Source organism: Pseudomonas sp. 5.2, from assembly GCF_059025405.1.
Window position 1 is genome coordinate 13,047 of the sequence record NZ_JBYBHH010000030.1, and the last position, 16,112, is coordinate 29,158.

Sequence of the window (16,112 nt, forward strand, 5' to 3'; positions counted from 1 at the left end):
GCATGCGTTTGCGAGCAGTACTCTTCGACATGGACGGCACCCTGCTCGACACGGCGCCGGACTTCATCGCCATCTGCCAGGCCATGCTCGCCGAGCGCGGCTTGCCGGCCGTGGACGACAACCTGATTCGCGGGGTGATTTCCGGCGGTGCCCGTGCCATGGTCGCCACCACCTTCGCCATGGACCCGGAAGCTGAAGGCTTCGAGGCCCTGCGCCTGGAGTTTCTCGAGCGCTACCAGCGCGACTGTGCGGTGCACAGCAAGCTGTTCGACGGCATGGCCGAGCTGCTGGCCGACATCGAGAAAGGCAACCTGCTGTGGGGCGTGGTCACCAACAAGCCGGTACGTTTTGCCGAGCCGATCATGCAACGCCTGGGCCTGGCCGAGCGCTCGGCGCTGCTGATCTGCCCGGACCACGTGAAAAACAGCAAGCCCGACCCCGAGCCGCTGATCCTGGCCTGCAAAACCTTGAACCTGGACCCGGCCAGCGTGCTGTTCGTCGGCGACGACCTGCGCGACATCGAGTCTGGCCGCGATGCCGGCACCCGCACCGCGGCGGTGCGCTACGGCTATATTCATCCAGAGGACAACCCGAACAACTGGGGTGCCGACGTGGTGGTGGACCACCCGCTGGAACTGCGCAAGGTGATCGACAGCGCGCTGTGCGGCTGCTGATCAAGACCTGAAGTCAGCAGGGCCTGTGGGAGCGGGCTTGCCCCGCGAACGCGGGCGAAGCCCGTGCCATCCTCCGTGCCGCCTGCTTCGCGGGGCAAGCCCGCTCCCACAGTGATCGGCGCTGCCCAATGAACAAGGGAAAAATCTGATGTTCGACTACACCGCCCGCCCCGACCTGCTGCAAGGCCGGGTCATCCTGGTCACCGGAGCCGGCCGCGGCATCGGTGCCGCCGCCGCCAAGGCCTACGCCGCGCTCGGTGCCACCGTGCTGCTGCTGGGCAAGACCGAGGCCAACCTCAACGAGGTCTACGACCAGATCGAGGCCGCCGGGCACCCACAACCGGTGGTGATCCCGTTCAACCTGGAAACCGCCCTGCCCCACCAGTACGACGAGCTGGCGGTCATGATCGAAGACCAGTTCGGGCGCCTGGATGGCCTGCTCAACAACGCCTCGATCATCGGCCCGCGCACGCCACTGGAGCAGTTGTCGGGTGACAACTTCATGCGCGTGATGCACATCAACGTCGATGCCACCTTCATGCTCACCAGCACCCTGCTGCCGCTGCTCAAGCTGTCGGAGGACGCCTCGGTGGTGTTCACCTCCAGCAGCGTCGGGCGCAAAGGCCGGGCCTACTGGGGCGCCTACGGGGTGTCGAAGTTCGCCACCGAAGGCCTGATGCAGACCTTGGCCGACGAACTGGAAGGCGTTGCGCCGGTGCGTTCCAACAGCATCAACCCGGGCGCCACGCGCACGGCGATGCGGGCCCAGGCTTACCCGAGCGAGAACCCGCAGAACAACCCGCTGCCTGAAGAGATCATGCCGGTGTACCTGTACCTGATGGGGCCAGACAGCACTGGGGTGAATGGGCAGGCGTTCAACGCCCAGTGATTTTGGGTGGCCTCTACTGGCCCTATCGCCGGCAAGCCGGCTCCCACAGGGGTTTCATTGCCTTCTGGCTTGGTGAAATTCTGTGGGAGCCGGCTTGCCGGCGATAGGGCCAGTACAGGGGGCCATCAACCCGCCGCCAACGCCGGCCGCACCCGCCCCTGCTGACGCCCTTCCAGCTGCATGCAGCGCTCCAGGAACAGGTACATGCAGTCGTAACTCTTGCAGATCGCCCGGCGCAATTCGGTACGCAACCCCAGCGTCGGGTTCTCCCCCGCCAAGGTACAGATGATTTCCAGCGCCTCCCACGGGTGCGCATCGTCGTACTGCGCATGCATCTTCAGCCACTTCATGGCGCGCTTGCGCTGCTCCTCCGGGAAGCCTTGGGCGTAGGTGTCATTGGCGCACACCACCGCCGACCATTCCCCCGTCGCGCCTTCGATGGCGTAGTTGGTCGCCGCCATGGAAATCGCCAGGTTTTCAGTAGCACACACCCGCCAGCACCAGTCATTGAGCCCATTCAACTCGGGCGGCACCTCCTGTGCCTGCAGGTCATGCAGGTGAACGCCATGGGCATGGCACCAGTGCACCCAGTAGTCGGCATGGTTGAGCTCGACGCGGATGTTGCGCATCAACCAGCGCCGCGCCATGTCTTCGCCGGGGTGGCGGCCATAGCGGGTCTTGGTCAGGTTATGGGCCATGTACAGGGAGAACTGCTCGACCACTGGCCAGCCGCCGATCAGGTACTGGCGGATGGTCGAAGGCTTCAGCTGGCCATCACGCAGGCGCTGGTAAAACTCATGCTCGACCACCCGGCGCTTGCTTTCGCGGCACTCTTCAATCAGTTGCTGGGCCCATTGAGGGTAACTGGCGGGGTCCATCAATGGCCCGATACGAACGAATGCATCAATCACTTTCAGCTCCTTGTTCCTTGTGATTTTTCGGACGTGTTGTGTCAGCGAAAGCCGCTGTCTAGCTAACGAAACGTGCCAGGTGCCCGCTGCAACAGAGGCCGTGCGGCGATCCGTTGGCGCTGCAGGCTGTCACAGGTGAACACCTGGGGCCGTTCGATCAGGTAGCCCTGGGCGTAATCCACGCCAATTTCCTGCAGGGCCTGTTCGATCAAGGGGGTTTCGACAAACTCGGCGATGGTCCGCTTACCCATGACATGGCCGATGTGGTTGATGACCTCGACCATGGCCCGATTGACCGGGTCGTCGAGCATATCCTTGACGAAACTGCCGTCGATCTTGAGGAAATCCACAGGCAGATGCTTCAAATAGGCGAACGACGACATGCCGGCACAGAAGTCGTCGAGCGAGAACCGGCACCCCAGCCCTTTCAGTTCGTTGATGAAACGAATGGCACTGCCGAGGTTGGCAATGGCGCTGGTTTCGGTGATCTCGAAGCAGATCATGCGTGGCGGGATGGCGTACTCGACGAACAAGCGCTGCAAGTACTCGAGGAAGTTGTCGTCGCCAATGCTCGACCCCGACAGGTTGATCGCGCACATGGACAGCGGCCCTTCGCGCCCTTCGTCCAGGCACTGGCGAATCACCTGGAACACATTGCGCACCACCCAGCGGTCAAGGGCGGTCATCAGGCCATAGCGCTCGGCGGCGGGGATGAAGCTGCTGGGCAAGATGGTGCGGCCGCTCTCGTCGTGCAGGCGCAGCAGAATCTCGATATGGCCAGGGCCTTCGATGGTCTTCAGCGCGGCGATTTCCTGGGCATACAGGCAGAAACGGTTTTCTTCCAGGGCCACATGCAAACGCTGGATCCAGGCCATCTCGCCAAAGCGCATGGACAGCTCGCTGTCGTCGGCGTGGTACACCTGCACCCGGTTGCGGCCCTTTTCCTTGGCCATGTAGCAGGCCATGTCGGCGGCGCGCAGCGAGGCCTCCAGGGTACCGGGGGCCTGCGCCATGTTCACCAGGCCAATGCTCACGGTGGTGACGAACGGGCGCCCCTTCCACACAAAGTGCAGGCTCTGGACCATCTGGCGCAGTTGCTCGGCAATACGCTCGGCCTGGTCCGGCGGGCAGTTTTCCAGCAGCACGCCAAACTCATCGCCACCCAGCCTGGCCAGGGTGTCACCTTCGCGCAGCCCCGACTGCAACACGGCGCAAATATGGCGCAGCAACTCGTCGCCCGCCGCATGGCCACAGGTGTCGTTGACCAGCTTGAACTGGTCGAGGTCGAGGAACATCAGTGAATGCCGCCCAGCCTGGCGTGCCAGGCCGTTGAGCGCCTGCTCCAGGCGGTATTCGAACTCGCGGCGGTTGGCCAGGCCGGTCAAGGCGTCATGGGTTGCCTGCCAGGACAGGTTGGCGATGTACTGGCGCTCCTGGGTCATGTCGTGCAGCACCAGCACGATGCCGCTGACCTGCCCATCATTGACGATGGGCGAGCCCACCAGGTTGATCGACACGGTGCTGCCGTCCAGGCGCTGGATCAGCCGGGCATGCTCGGCGCCGCCCTTCAGGCTGCCACTGAGCACCTGCTCGACCAGGCTGCGGCCGTCCTCTTCGGCCTGCTCGTCCACCAGGCTGAACAGCGCCGAAAGTGGCAGCCCCTGGGCTTGGCCGGCCTGCCAGTGGGTGAGTTGCTCGGCCGCCGGGTTCATGTAGCCGATATAGCCATCGACGTCGGTGGTGATGACCGCATCGCCAATCGCCTGCAGGGTGATCTGCGCCCGCTCCTTTTCGGCCTGCAGGGCACTGGCAAACGCCTGGCGCTGGGCCAGCAACTTGCTGGAGCGGCGCCAGGCAATGGTAATGAGGAACAAGGCAGTCAGCAGGTTGGTGATCAGCAGCACCTGCAGCAGCATGCGCGAACCCTCGCCCAGCGCATCGCTGAAGGCCCTGGCGGCCGGCGTCACACCTTCGTTGATGGCGACGATGCGGGCCTTCCAGTCGCTGATCGTGCCGGCATCGACCTGGCCACCGGCAAAGCCTGTGCGCATCTCGCCCGCCAGCACATCCAGCTGGCCCAAGTAGCGGTCGCCGATGTCCCAGTAGTCGATGGCCGTCTGCATGTAGCTGATGCTGCGGAAGTTGCGATAGAACCAGATGATGCGTTCGACGTCGTTGGGGTGGTTGCCACCCTGCAACACGGCATCGCGCGCGGCGTTCAAGTCCGGATTGGGCTGGTCGAGCACTTCACGCAACTGGTGATCGCCGTGGGGCACGGTGATGGCCTGGCGGTAGCGCTGGTAAGTGCCTTCGTCGCGGTTATCGGCGTACAGGTTGAGGTAGTAGATGGCGTCTTTCTGAGCCTTGGACCACAAGCTCTCGCCCGCGACATAGGCGCGTACCGCCGATAGCGTATAGAGGCTGAGACCGGCCAATGCCGCCTGGAAGATCACGACGGCAATGAAGGGCCAGATGATACCCAGCAGCTTCGGCGCTTCTAGAGTGCGATGTCCCTTCATGGAGTCCCTGTCACAGAGCAGATAAGGCTCGAATCAACCCAGACAAGCACAGCGTAGGCCATTTGCCATCTGCGTGGAGGGGTTTTTTATGACAAGGAATCGGGCGATTCGCACCGCCCGTAACAAGAGGCTCAGGTCTGCTGCAGATGCCCGTACAGCTTGGCGTACAAACCACCCTCGGCAATCAGCTGCTGATGGTCGCCATCTTCGGCCACATGCCCGCCATCGAACACCAACACCCGGTCCGCTTGTTTCACGGCCGACAGGCGGTGGGCGATGATCAGCGTGGTACGGCCACTGAGGAAGCGTGCCAGGGCCTGGTGCAGGTTGTACTCGGTGGCGGCATCCAGCGCCGACGTGGCTTCATCGAGAATCACCACCTTAGGTTCGGCCAAGACCATGCGGGCAATCGCCAGCCGTTGCCGCTGCCCCCCGGACAGGCGCACGCCGGAGCGCCCCACCACGCTGTCCAGGCCTTGCGGCAAGGCGGCGATGGTGGCGTCCAGCTGGGCAATGCGCAGCGCCTGCCAGCAGGCTTCGTCGCTGCACTCGCGGCCCATGGTCAGGTTGGCGCGCACGCTGTCGTTGAACAACGAAGGGTGCTGCAGTACCACCGCGACGTTTTCACGAAGGGTTTCAAGGCCGATTTCCTGCAGGCTTGCACCGCCAAAGCGGATGGTCCCCGCCTGGGCGCTGTACAGGCCAAGCAGCAGCTGCACCAAGGTGCTCTTGCCGCCACCGCTGGCCCCCACGATAGCCACCTTCTCGCCCGGGGCGATGGACAGGTCGAGGTGCTCGAGCACCGGCTCGTCGGCATAGGCAAAGCGCAGGTCGCGCACCTCGATGCCCACTGTTTCGCGGCCCACGAACGGGTCACTGGCCGCGGGGTACTGCGGCTCGTCGGCACGCGCCAGCAGCTCGTTGAGCCGGCTCAGGGCGCCACCGGCAGCGTAGTAGGCGTACTGCAGGTTGAGCAGTTGCTCCACCGGGCCGATCATGAACCACAGGTAGCTGAACACCGCCAGCATCTGGCCGATCGACAGGTCGGAAAACAGCACAGTGAGCATCGCCGCGGCGCGGAAGATGTCGATGCCGAACTGGAACAACAAACCACTGGCGCGGCCGCTGGCATCGCTCTTCCATTGCGAGTCCACGGCGTAGTCACGCACTTCCCGGGCGCGCACGCCCAGGCGCCCCAGGAAATAGCCCTGGCGGTTGCCGGCGCGGATCTCCTGGATGGCGTCGAGGGTTTCCGACAGCGCCTGGGTAAAGCGCGCGGTGCTGTCGTTTTCGAGCTTTTTCAGGTGTTTGACACGCTTGCCCAACTGCACGGTGAAGTAGATCACCAGCGGGTTGAACAGCAAAATCAGCAACGCCAGTTGCCAGTGCATCCAGATCAGGATGGCCGCCGTGCCGGTCAGGGTCAGCATGGCGACCAGGAAACGGCTGAGGGTCTCGCCGACGAATTTGTCGAGGGTGTCCAGGTCGGTGACCAGGTGAGTGGTCACCGTGCCGCTGCCCAGGCTTTCGTATTCCTTGAGGGAAATCCGCTTGAGCCGTTCGATCAGCCGAATACGCAGGCGGTAGACGATGTCCTTGGCCAGCCCGGCAAACAGCTTGGCCTGCACCACGTTGAAGGCCAGGGCGGCCAGGCGCAGGCACAACGTCAGCGCCAACATCAGGCCGATATAGCCGGCCGCGACCTGCCAGTTGGCCGGCAGCAGCTGGTTCATCCACTTCAGGGCGGCGTCGCCGTGGCCCAGCAGCACTTCGTCCACCAGCAGCGGCAGCAGCAAGGGGATCGGCACGCTGCAGCACGCCGCGAGCACGGCAATCAGGTTGGCAGACCAAAGGTTTTTCTTGTGGTGCAGGGCCAGGCGGCGGATTTCCGCCCAGCTCAGTCGATCGGCCGCACTGTGGGGTTTCCCTGGCACAGGGTCGGGCGACCCGGGCACATCAAGCACAGGCAGCCTGCTGCAGCCAGCGGCCGAGCAAGGGTTGCAGGCGCTCCAGCGGCTGGTAGCCGTTGGTCAGCAGCGCCAGCTGGCCGTTACGCTCGGCCAGCAGGGTGGGGAAACCGGCGATGCCCAAGTCTTGCGCCCACGCAATATCGGCTGCGGTGGCCACGCGCGTGTCGGCGCGGGCAAAGGCCTCGGCAAACACCGCACGGTCGAAGCCCGCCTGTTCGGCCAGCTCAACCAGGTGCGGCGCGGTAGTCACGTCGACACCGGCCTCGTAGAACGCGCGCTGGATCAACGCCAGCAGTGGCCAGACGCGCTCGGCGTCCAGCTCACGGGCAGTGACCAGGGCGCGGCAGGCAGGTTCGGTGTCGTAGACAAAACCGTCAGGCATGGCGCCCTCGAAACGAAACGGCTGGCCAGTGGCGTCGGCCACCGCCTGCCAATGCTCGAGGATGTACTTGCGGGTCGACGCATCCAGGGCGCTGCCGCCGGTGCGCAGGCCGCCTGGCACCAGGTGGGTCGGCACGCCGGCTTCACGCGCCTGGGCGATCAGGGCCGCGGCCACCGGCGCAAAACCCCAGCACCAGGAACACATAGGGTCCATCACATACAGCAGGCGTGCAGACATGCATCAGGCCTCGGCTTTGTAGTTGTAACCGATCGGGTGCGGCAGGTTGCGGGCCTTGGCCAGCTCGATCTGCTTCTGCCGGTCGATGGCGCTGCGGCGAGTTTTCTCGCTCAGGCTGTCCCAGCAGTGCGGGCAGCTGACACCTGGCGAATAGTGCTCGGACGCACGCTCCTCTGCGTTGATCGGGTGGCGGCAGGCATGGCACTGGTCGTACTCGCCTTCGCTCAGGTCATGGCGCACCGTGACGCGGTTGTCGAAGACGAAGCAGTCGCCGTCCCACAGGCTTTCTTCCTGAGGCACTTCTTCGAAGTACTTCAGGACGCCACCTTTAAGATGATAGACCGCCTCGAAGCCTTCACCGAGCATGTAGCTGGAGGCTTTTTCGCAACGGATACCGCCGGTGCAGAACATCGCCACTTTCTTGTGCTTGCTCGGGTCGAAGTTGGCCTTGATGTACTCGGGGAACTCGCGGAAGGTCTCCGTCTTGGGGTCGACGGCGCCCTTGAACGTGCCGATGGCCACTTCGTAGTCGTTGCGGGTATCGATCAGCAGCACTTCAGGGTCGCTGATCAGGGCGTTCCAGTCCTTGGGCTCGACGTAGGTGCCCACCTGCTGGTTGGGGTCCACGCCCGGCACACCGAGGGTGACGATCTCTTTCTTCAGCTTGACCTTGGTGCGGTAGAACGGCTGTTCGTCGCAGTAGGATTCCTTGTGGTCGACATCCACCAGGCGCGGGTCGTTGCGCAGCCAGGCCAGCAGGCCGTCGATGCCTTCGCGGGTGGCCGACACGGTGCCGTTGATGCCTTCGTTGGCCAGCAGCAGGGTGCCTTTGACGTCATTGTCGAGCATGGCCTTGAGCAGCGGCTCGCGCAGCTCGACGTAGTCTTGCAGGGTGACGAATTTGTACAGCGCCGCGACGACGATCGGTTGTGACATGAACGTGAATCTCCAGGTGGTTGCCCTCGTAAGGGGCGGACCGGGGTAACAAAAACAGGGGGCTGCTTCGCAACCCATCGCAGGCAAGCCAGCGCCCACAGGTACAGGGTGTGGGCGCTGGCTTGCCTGCGATGGGCCGCAAAGCGGCCCCCTTTGGGATTGTTGCGGATTCTACCAGAACGCTAGAAAGGATTCAGTGCCCGCCGCCCGCACACACCGGCGAGGCCGGTGCGACCCCGACCTTGGCCCACTCTTCAGCGGTGTAGGTGTGGATCGCGAGGGCGTGGATCTGGCCCATCAGCTCGCCCATGGTGGCGTAGACCTTCTGGTGACGCTTGACGCTGTTCAGCCCGGCAAACTGCTCGCTGACGATCACTGCCTTGTAGTGGGTCTCCTGACCACGACTGTGCATGTGACTTTCATTGAGCACTTCCAGGTGTTGCGGCGCCAGCGCGGCCAGTTGTTGCTCGATGCGGTGCTGCATGCTCATCACGCGTTACTCACTTCTTGGCGGGGGCGGCGGCCTTGCCAGCGTTCGGGTCAAGCTCTTTGGTCATGTCTTCGAGCAGCTTGTTGACCACCGGTACCGCAGGCTCCAGGCTCTGCTGGGTCAGCTGGGCCGACTGCTGGGTAACCTTGGGCATCTCGCGCAGGACTTTCTTGCCCAGCGGCGACTCGTAGAACTTGACCAGGTCCTTGAGCTCGGCCTCGGTGAAGGTGGCGGTGTACAGGTCGACCATTTTCGGCTTCAGCTTGTTCCAGCCGATGGCGCTGTCCAGGGCGGCGTTGGCCTTGGCCTGGTAGCTTTGCAGCACTGGCTGCTTGGACGCAGGCGCCTTGGTTTGGGCGAAGCGCTGGGCGAACATTTGTTGGACCTGCATATAGACCGGGGTGCCCAGCTTGTCGGCGTTGGCCAGGGTCAGGAACTTCTCGGCGGCAGCGTTGTGACTGGCGGTGGCAGCGAGTACCTGGCCGCTGGCACAGGCCAGGGCGACGGCGGCACAAAGGACACGGAGACGGGTCATTGCATTTCCTTCAAGAGAGGGAGGCGGGTACCTCAGAGTAGAGCATTCTGCGCTGTGGTGGCGATGTGCTCAAGTGGGCACGACGAGCGATGGAACCGCTCTGTCGAATCAGGGCCTAAACTGCGATTTCGAACCACAAAGGAGTGAGCGCAGAATGAGCCGTATCGAGACAGACAGCCTGGGCCCGGTCGAAGTTCCTGAGGGCGCCTACTGGGGTGCGCAGACCCAGCGGTCGCTGATCAACTTCGCCATAGGCAAGGAACGCATGCCGCTCGCGGTGCTGCACGCCCTGGCGCTGATCAAGAAAGCCGCGGCACGGGTCAACAACCGCAACGGCGACCTGCCGGCCGATATCGCCCGGCTGATCGAGCAGGCCGCCGACGAAGTGCTCGACGGCCAGCATGACGATCAGTTCCCGCTGGTGGTCTGGCAAACCGGCAGCGGCACCCAGAGCAACATGAACGTCAACGAAGTCATCGCCGGGCGCGCCAACGAACTAGCCGGCAAGGGCCGTGGCGGCAAGACGCCCGTGCACCCCAACGACCACGTCAATCGCTCGCAGAGTTCCAACGACTGCTTCCCCACCGCCATGCACATTGCCGCGGCCCAGGCGGTGCATGAAAAACTGCTGCCGGCGATCGCCGAGTTGTCCTCGGGGCTGGCCGAACTGTCGGCGCGCCACCTCAAACTGGTCAAGACCGGCCGCACGCACATGATGGACGCCACGCCGATCACCTTCGGCCAGGAGGTCTCGGCCTTCGTCGCCCAGCTCGATTACGCCCAGCGCGCCATTCGCGCCACCCTGCCCCCAGTCTGCGAGCTGGCCCAGGGCGGCACGGCCGTCGGTACCGGCCTGAACGCGCCACACGGCTTTGCCGAAGCCATCGCGGCCGAGCTGGCGGCCCTTTCCGGCTTGCCATTCGTCACCGCGCCCAACAAGTTCGCCGCCCTTGCCGGCCATGAACCGCTGACCAGCCTGGCGGGGGCGCTGAAGACCCTGGCCGTGGCCTTGATGAAAATTGCCAATGACCTGCGCCTGCTTGGCTCCGGCCCCCGCACGGGGCTGGCGGAAGTGCGCCTGCCGGCCAACGAGCCGGGCAGTTCGATCATGCCCGGCAAGGTCAACCCGACCCAGTGCGAGGCACTGTCCATGCTGGCCTGCCAGGTGCTGGGCAACGACGCGGCGATCGGTTTTGCCGCCAGCCAAGGCCACTTGCAGTTGAACGTGTTCAAACCGGTGATCATCCACAACTTGCTGCAGTCGGTCGAACTGCTGGCTGATGGCTGCCGCAACTTCCAGCAGCACTGCGTGGCCGGGATCGAGCCGGATGCCGAGCAGATGGCGGCGCACCTGGAGCAGGGGTTGATGCTGGTAACGGCATTGAACCCGCATATTGGCTATGACAAGGCGGCGGAGATTGCCAAGAAGGCGTATGCCGAAGGCACGACCCTGCGCGAGGCGGCGTTGGCGTTGAAGTACCTGACCAATGAACAGTTCGATCAGTGGGTCAGGCCGGAGAACATGCTGGCGCCGGGCGGTAAAGGCTGACCCGATCCCCCCTGTAGGAGCAGCCTTGTGCTGCGAAGAGGCCGGTGCAAACACAGTGATTTTCGCTATTTTCACTGGCCTCTTCGCAGCACAAGGCTGCTCCTACACCAGCGCAAGGCTGCTCCTACAAGGACAGTGATTAGCGCATGCTATTGATGGACCTGCGCCAACCGTGCCTTTCTGGCGCGCCAACCGGCAACCAACGAAGGCCCCAGCGCCACCAGCGCCGACCCCAGAACCACCGTCACCGCCCCCAGATACCCCAGTGCATTGATGTCCTCGGCATGCACATAGCCGGGCCACACCCAGGCCGCCAGCGCCACCGCCACAAAGGTCACCAACGGCGTCAACGCCAGCGTCGCGCTCACCCTTGAGGCCTCCCAGTGCGCCAGTGCCTCGGCAAAGGCGCCATACGCCACCAGGGTATTCAGGCAGCAGGCCAACAGCAGCCAGCCTTGCAGCGGCGTCAGTTGCAACGCTTCCAATGGGTGCACCCAAGGCGTGAGCAGCGCGGCGCAGCTTAGGTAGATCACCATCATCACCTGCTGCGAATGCCATGCCGTCAGCAACTGCTTCTGGCTCAAGGCGTAGAACACCCAGATGCTGGTCGCCAGCAAAATGGTCAGCACGCCAGTGGTGTAGGTGCCGAGTGAGGTCAGCAACTCTTCCAAGCGCTGGTTGAAGAACAGCCCGAAACCGCCGATCAGCACCACCAGGCCCAGCCCCTGCCCCAGGCTGAAGCGCTCCTTGAACACGAACACACTGGCCACCAGCAACAGCACCGGGCCTACCTGCACCACCAGTTGCGCGGTACCAGGGCTAAGCAGCTTGAGGCCGATCAGGTAGAGCACGTAGTTGCCCATGAGGCCAAGCACGGCCACAGCCACCAACCCCTTGCCCTTGGGCCCGAGCTTGCCGAACGAGGGCAACTGGCGCTTGGCCCCCAGCCAGGCGAACAACAGCCCGCCAGACACCAACAGGCGGTACCAGGTGACGGTGACCGGGTCCATCACCTGCAGCACCTGCTTGAGCTTGATCGGCAGGATGCCCCACAGCAGCGCGGTCAGAAGTGCCAACAGCAGGCCATAGACCCAGCGTCCGGAAGTGGTGTGCATAAAGCCCTCGATCAAGCCCGTGGTGGGGGTGCTTGGATTCTACGGGCTTGGCGGCTGGCGCGGGGCTAAGTGCCGGGAAAAGAATTCATCAGGTCATTCCACCGCGGCATGGCTGGACGGGCAGTCCGAAAAGGCCGCTGCGCGCCCCATCGCCGGCAAGCCGGCTCCCACAGATACACCGCCTCCTGAGATCCACGCCCCACCTGTGGGAGCCGGCTTGCCGGCGATGGGCTGCACAGCAGCCCCAATGACCAACGGGCACAGGTGGCTATTTCTTGTCCTTGGCAAACGCTGATTCCAGCGCCTCGTTGATGGTGCGCAATACCTTCACCCGGGCCCAGCGCTTGTCATTGGCCTCGACCAGTGTCCAGGGCGCGATCTCGCTGCTGGTGCGGTCGACCATGTCGCCCACGGCCTCGGTATACAGGTCCCACTTTTCGCGGTTGCGCCAGTCGTCCTCGGTGATTTTGTAGCGTTTGAAGGGGATCTGCTCACGCTCTTCGAAACGCTCCAGCTGGGTCTGCTGGTCGATCGCCAGCCAGAACTTGACCACCACCACACCGGCATTCACCAACTGCTCTTCAAAATCGTTGATCTCGCTGTAGGCACGCATCCAGTCGGCCGGGCTGCAGAACCCCTCGACCCGCTCCACCAGCACCCGCCCATACCAGGAGCGGTCGAAGATAGTGAACTTGCCCCGCGCCGGAATGTGCCGCCAGAAACGCCACAGGTACGGTTGCGCGCGTTCGTCTTCGCTGGGCGCAGCAATCGGCACGATGCGGTACTGGCGTGGGTCCAGCGCCGCCGCCACGCGGCGGATCGCGCCGCCCTTGCCGGCCGCGTCGTTGCCTTCGAACACCGCCACCAGGGCATGCCGGCGCATGTGCTTGTGGCGCAGCAGGCCGGCCAGGCGTGCCTGCTCGGTAACCAGTTGTTCCTGGTAATCCTGCTTGTCCAGGCGCAGGGTCATGTCCAGGGCACCGATCAAGCTGCGCTGGTCAATGCTGCGACCCAACGGCGCCACGTTGCCCTGGTGCTTGCCCTTGGGGTTGTTGGCGAGGGCGGCTTGCAGGCCGTCCAGCAGAATGCGCCCCACCGCCAGGCTGCGGTAGTAAGGGTCGACCCCCTCGACCACGTGCCAGGGCGCGTAGTCACGGCTGGTGCGGCGCAGCACCCGCTCGCCAAAGCGCACGAAACGGTCGTAGGTCTCGGACTGCTGCCAGTCCAGCGGGCTGATGCGCCAACTGTGCAGCGGGTCGTCCTTGAGCGCCTTTAGGCGGGCTTTCATCTGTTTCTTGGACAGGTGGAACCAGAACTTGATGATCAGCGCGCCTTCGTCGCACAGCATCTGCTCCAGGCGTTCGGCACCGGTGATGGCTTGGTCGAGCACCGCGTCCTTGAACACCCCATGCACACGGCCCTGCAGCATCTGGCTGTACCAGTTGCCAAAAAACACGCCCATCCGCCCTTTCGGCGGCAAGGCCCGCCAATAGCGCCAGGCCGGTGGCCGGGCGAGTTCTTCGTCGGTCTGCTGGTCGAAGGTGAGCACATCGATCATGCGCGGGTCCATCCACTCATTGAGCAGCTTGACCGTCTCGCCCTTGCCGGCGCCTTCGATGCCATTGATCAGCACGATCACCGGGAAGCGCGCCTGCTGCTTGAGCTCGTACTGGGCTTCGAGCAGCGCCTCGCGCAGGGCGGGCACTTCGGCGTCGTAGGTCTCCTTGTCGATGCTGTGACCGATTTCAGCGGATTCGAACATGCAGTGGCTCCTTCATTGGATAACCAAGACTAGCGGATTTGTGCTGGGGCTGTGTTCGTGCAACCAGCGTAAAAACCGCAGATGGCATAAAATCCCGCCATCCGCTGCAACCGAGCCCACCATGTCCACCCTCCTCCAACATGCCCAGATCGACTGGGACGACCAGGGCCGCCCCCATTCGCGGCAGTACGACGACGTGTACTTCGCCGTCAACGAAGGCATCGAAGAAACCAAACACGTCTTCCTCGGCCAGACCCGCCTGGCCGAGCGTTTCGCCGACCTAACGCCGCACACCTGCCTGGTGATCGGCGAAACCGGTTTCGGCACCGGCATGAATTTTTTCTGCGCCTGGCAGTTATTCGACCAGCACGCCCACGCCGACGCCCGTCTGCATTTCGTCAGTGTCGAAAAATACCCGCTCGGCCACGACGACATGGCCCGGGCAGTGCGCCTGTGGCCAGAGCTGGCGGCCTATACCGAGCCACTGCTTGAGCAGTACGTGGCTGTGCACCCAGGGTTTCAGCAGTTCACCTTCGCCAACGGCCGGGTGACCCTGACCCTGCTGATTGGCGATGTGCTCGAGCAGTTGCCGCAGCTTGATGCACGCATCGACGTGTGGTTCCTCGACGGCTTCGCCCCGGCCAAGAACCCCGACATGTGGACCCCAGAGCTGTTCGCGCAACTGGCGCAGCTGTCACACCCAGGCACCGTACTGGGCACGTTCACCACCACCGGCTGGGTGCGGCGCAGCCTGGTCGAGGCCGGCTTCGCCATGAAGAAGGTGCCGGGCATTGGCAAAAAGTGGGAGGTGATGAGCGGTGCCTACACCGGGCCGACCGCCCTGCGTAAACAGCTGCCCTGGTATGGCCGCCCGCGCCGTGCTGCGGGGCCACGCGAGGCGCTGGTGATCGGCGCCGGGCTGGCGGGCAGTGCCAGTGCCGCAAGCCTGGCCAGGCGTGGCTGGCAGGTCACGGTACTGGAGCGCCATGCGGCGCCTGCTCAGGAAGCCTCCGGCAACCCACAAGGGGTGCTGTACCTCAAGCTGTCTGCCCATGGTACGGCCCTTTCACAGATGATCCTGGCCGGCTTCGGCTACACCCGGCGCCAGCTAGCGCACTTGCAGCGCGGCCGCGACTGGGATGCTTGCGGTGTGCTGCAGTTGGCGTTCGACAGCAAGGAGGCCGAACGCCAGGGCAAACTGGCCGAGGCGTTCGACCACGACCTGCTGCACGCACTTGACCGTGACCAGGCCGAAGCCATCGCCGGGGTGGCATTGCCTGCAGGTGGCCTGTTCTATCCGGAAGGCGGCTGGGTACACCCGCCGGCCTTGTGCCAGGCGCAGTTGCAACACCCCAGGATCCAGCTTCGGGTGCACCATGAGGTGATCGAACTGCGCAAGGTCGATCACCTGTGGCAGGCCTGGGACGGCGAACGCTTGCTGGCCAGCGCGCCGCTGGTGGTGTTGGCGGGTGCTGCCGACGTGCGGCATTTCGCGCCCTGCGCACAACTGCCGCTCAAGCGCATCCGCGGGCAGATCACCCGCCTGCCGGCCACCGACAGCAGCCGCGCCCTGCGTACGGTGGTGTGTGCGGACGGCTATGTGGCGCCGCCGCGCGAGGGCGAACACACCCTGGGCGCCAGCTTCGACTTCCACAGTGACGACCTGGCGCCGACCGTTGCCGAGCACAAGGGTAACCTGGCGCTGCTGGACGATATTTCTGTGGACCTGGCCCAGCGCCTGGACACCGCTGCACTCGACCCTGAGCAGTTGCAGGGCCGGGCGGCGTTTCGCTGCACCAGCCCGGATTACCTGCCAATCGTCGGGCCCATGGCCGACCCGCAGGCGTTTGCCGGAGCCTTCGCCGTACTGGGCAAGGACGCGCGCCAGGTGCCGGAGGTGGAGTGCCCTTGGCTCGATGGGCTGTATGTGAACAGCGGGCATGGGTCGCGGGGGTTGATCACGGCCCCGCTGTCGGGCGAATTGATTGCGGCCTGGGTGTGCGGGGAGCCGTTGCCAGTGCCACGGGCAGTGGCTGAGGCGTGCCATCCGAACCGGTTTGCCTTGCGCAGGTTGGTTCGGGGTAAGTGATAGGGCTGGGGTGCATGGCTGGGGATAGGTTGCGCCGGTGAGATCGAGCGCCGC

At 64.2% G+C, this 16,112-nt stretch carries 13 protein-coding genes; 4 read left to right on the forward strand and 9 right to left on the reverse strand.

The annotated features are described in order from the left end of the window. Nucleotides 1-2: 2 nt before the first annotated feature. Together mupP and AC5PZ0_RS27570 are read left to right on the forward strand one after the other, a co-directional pair. Complete coding sequence (gene mupP / locus AC5PZ0_RS27565) at nt 3-674, forward strand: N-acetylmuramic acid 6-phosphate phosphatase MupP (protein ID WP_027595945.1); 672 nt, start codon at nt 3-5, stop codon at nt 672-674. A gap of 148 nt (nt 675-822) precedes the next feature. Further along, a complete protein-coding gene (locus tag AC5PZ0_RS27570) occupies nt 823-1,563 on the forward strand; it encodes a YciK family oxidoreductase (protein ID WP_027595944.1) in 741 nt (246 codons plus the stop codon). A 125-nt stretch (nt 1,564-1,688) separates the two neighbouring features. On the opposite strand, the gene AC5PZ0_RS27575 is transcribed toward AC5PZ0_RS27570, so the two are convergent. From AC5PZ0_RS27575 to AC5PZ0_RS27605, 7 genes are all read right to left on the reverse strand, one after another. Then, on the reverse strand, nt 1,689-2,474 hold the full coding sequence (locus tag AC5PZ0_RS27575) for an iron-containing redox enzyme family protein (RefSeq protein ID WP_027595943.1): 786 nt from the start codon (nt 2,472-2,474) through the stop codon (nt 1,689-1,691). Between the two features lie 62 nt (nt 2,475-2,536). Then, entirely contained in the window at nt 2,537-4,993 is a 2,457-nt protein-coding gene (locus AC5PZ0_RS27580; protein ID WP_252827011.1) for an EAL domain-containing protein, read from the reverse strand. A 131-nt stretch (nt 4,994-5,124) separates the two neighbouring features. Then, nucleotides 5,125-6,957, reverse strand: coding sequence for an ABC transporter ATP-binding protein (locus AC5PZ0_RS27585; RefSeq protein ID WP_085272799.1), 1,833 nt, complete (start codon nt 6,955-6,957; stop codon nt 5,125-5,127). After that, nucleotides 6,950-7,582: a DsbA family protein gene (locus AC5PZ0_RS27590; RefSeq protein WP_099428551.1), complete on the reverse strand. Its 633-nt coding sequence runs from the start codon at nt 7,580-7,582 to the stop codon at nt 6,950-6,952. Before AC5PZ0_RS27590 ends, AC5PZ0_RS27585 begins: the two co-directional genes overlap by 8 nt. Before the next feature lie 3 nt (nt 7,583-7,585). Continuing rightward, entirely contained in the window at nt 7,586-8,518 is a 933-nt protein-coding gene (trhO, locus tag AC5PZ0_RS27595) for an oxygen-dependent tRNA uridine(34) hydroxylase TrhO (RefSeq protein ID WP_238215166.1), read from the reverse strand. Between the two features lie 193 nt (nt 8,519-8,711). Further along, a complete protein-coding gene (locus tag AC5PZ0_RS27600; protein ID WP_085272798.1) occupies nt 8,712-9,008 on the reverse strand; it encodes a BolA family protein in 297 nt (98 codons plus the stop codon). Nucleotides 9,009-9,018: 10 nt separating this feature from the next. Beyond that, complete coding sequence (locus AC5PZ0_RS27605) at nt 9,019-9,543, reverse strand: DUF2059 domain-containing protein (protein WP_027595937.1); 525 nt, start codon at nt 9,541-9,543, stop codon at nt 9,019-9,021. 154 nt (nt 9,544-9,697) lie between these two features. On the opposite strand from AC5PZ0_RS27605, the gene AC5PZ0_RS27610 reads away from it, so the two are divergent. Continuing rightward, nucleotides 9,698-11,092: a class II fumarate hydratase gene (locus tag AC5PZ0_RS27610; protein WP_027595936.1), complete on the forward strand. Its 1,395-nt coding sequence runs from the start codon at nt 9,698-9,700 to the stop codon at nt 11,090-11,092. A gap of 149 nt (nt 11,093-11,241) precedes the next feature. On the opposite strand, the gene AC5PZ0_RS27615 is transcribed toward AC5PZ0_RS27610, so the two are convergent. Together AC5PZ0_RS27615 and pap are read right to left on the reverse strand one after the other, a co-directional pair. Continuing rightward, nucleotides 11,242-12,207, reverse strand: a complete 966-nt coding sequence (locus AC5PZ0_RS27615; RefSeq protein WP_493856155.1) for a DMT family transporter — start codon at nt 12,205-12,207, stop codon at nt 11,242-11,244. Between the two features lie 268 nt (nt 12,208-12,475). Next, nucleotides 12,476-13,969: a polyphosphate:AMP phosphotransferase gene (gene pap / locus AC5PZ0_RS27620; RefSeq protein WP_099428548.1), complete on the reverse strand. Its 1,494-nt coding sequence runs from the start codon at nt 13,967-13,969 to the stop codon at nt 12,476-12,478. 121 nt (nt 13,970-14,090) lie between these two features. Between pap and mnmC the strand changes: the two genes are divergently transcribed. Further along, the gene (mnmC, locus tag AC5PZ0_RS27625; protein ID WP_493856156.1) at nt 14,091-16,058 is read left to right on the forward strand and encodes a bifunctional tRNA (5-methylaminomethyl-2-thiouridine)(34)-methyltransferase MnmC2/FAD-dependent 5-carboxymethylaminomethyl-2-thiouridine(34) oxidoreductase MnmC1; all 1,968 of its coding nucleotides are present in this window, start codon (nt 14,091-14,093) and stop codon (nt 16,056-16,058) included. Nucleotides 16,059-16,112: the final 54 nt, after the last annotated feature.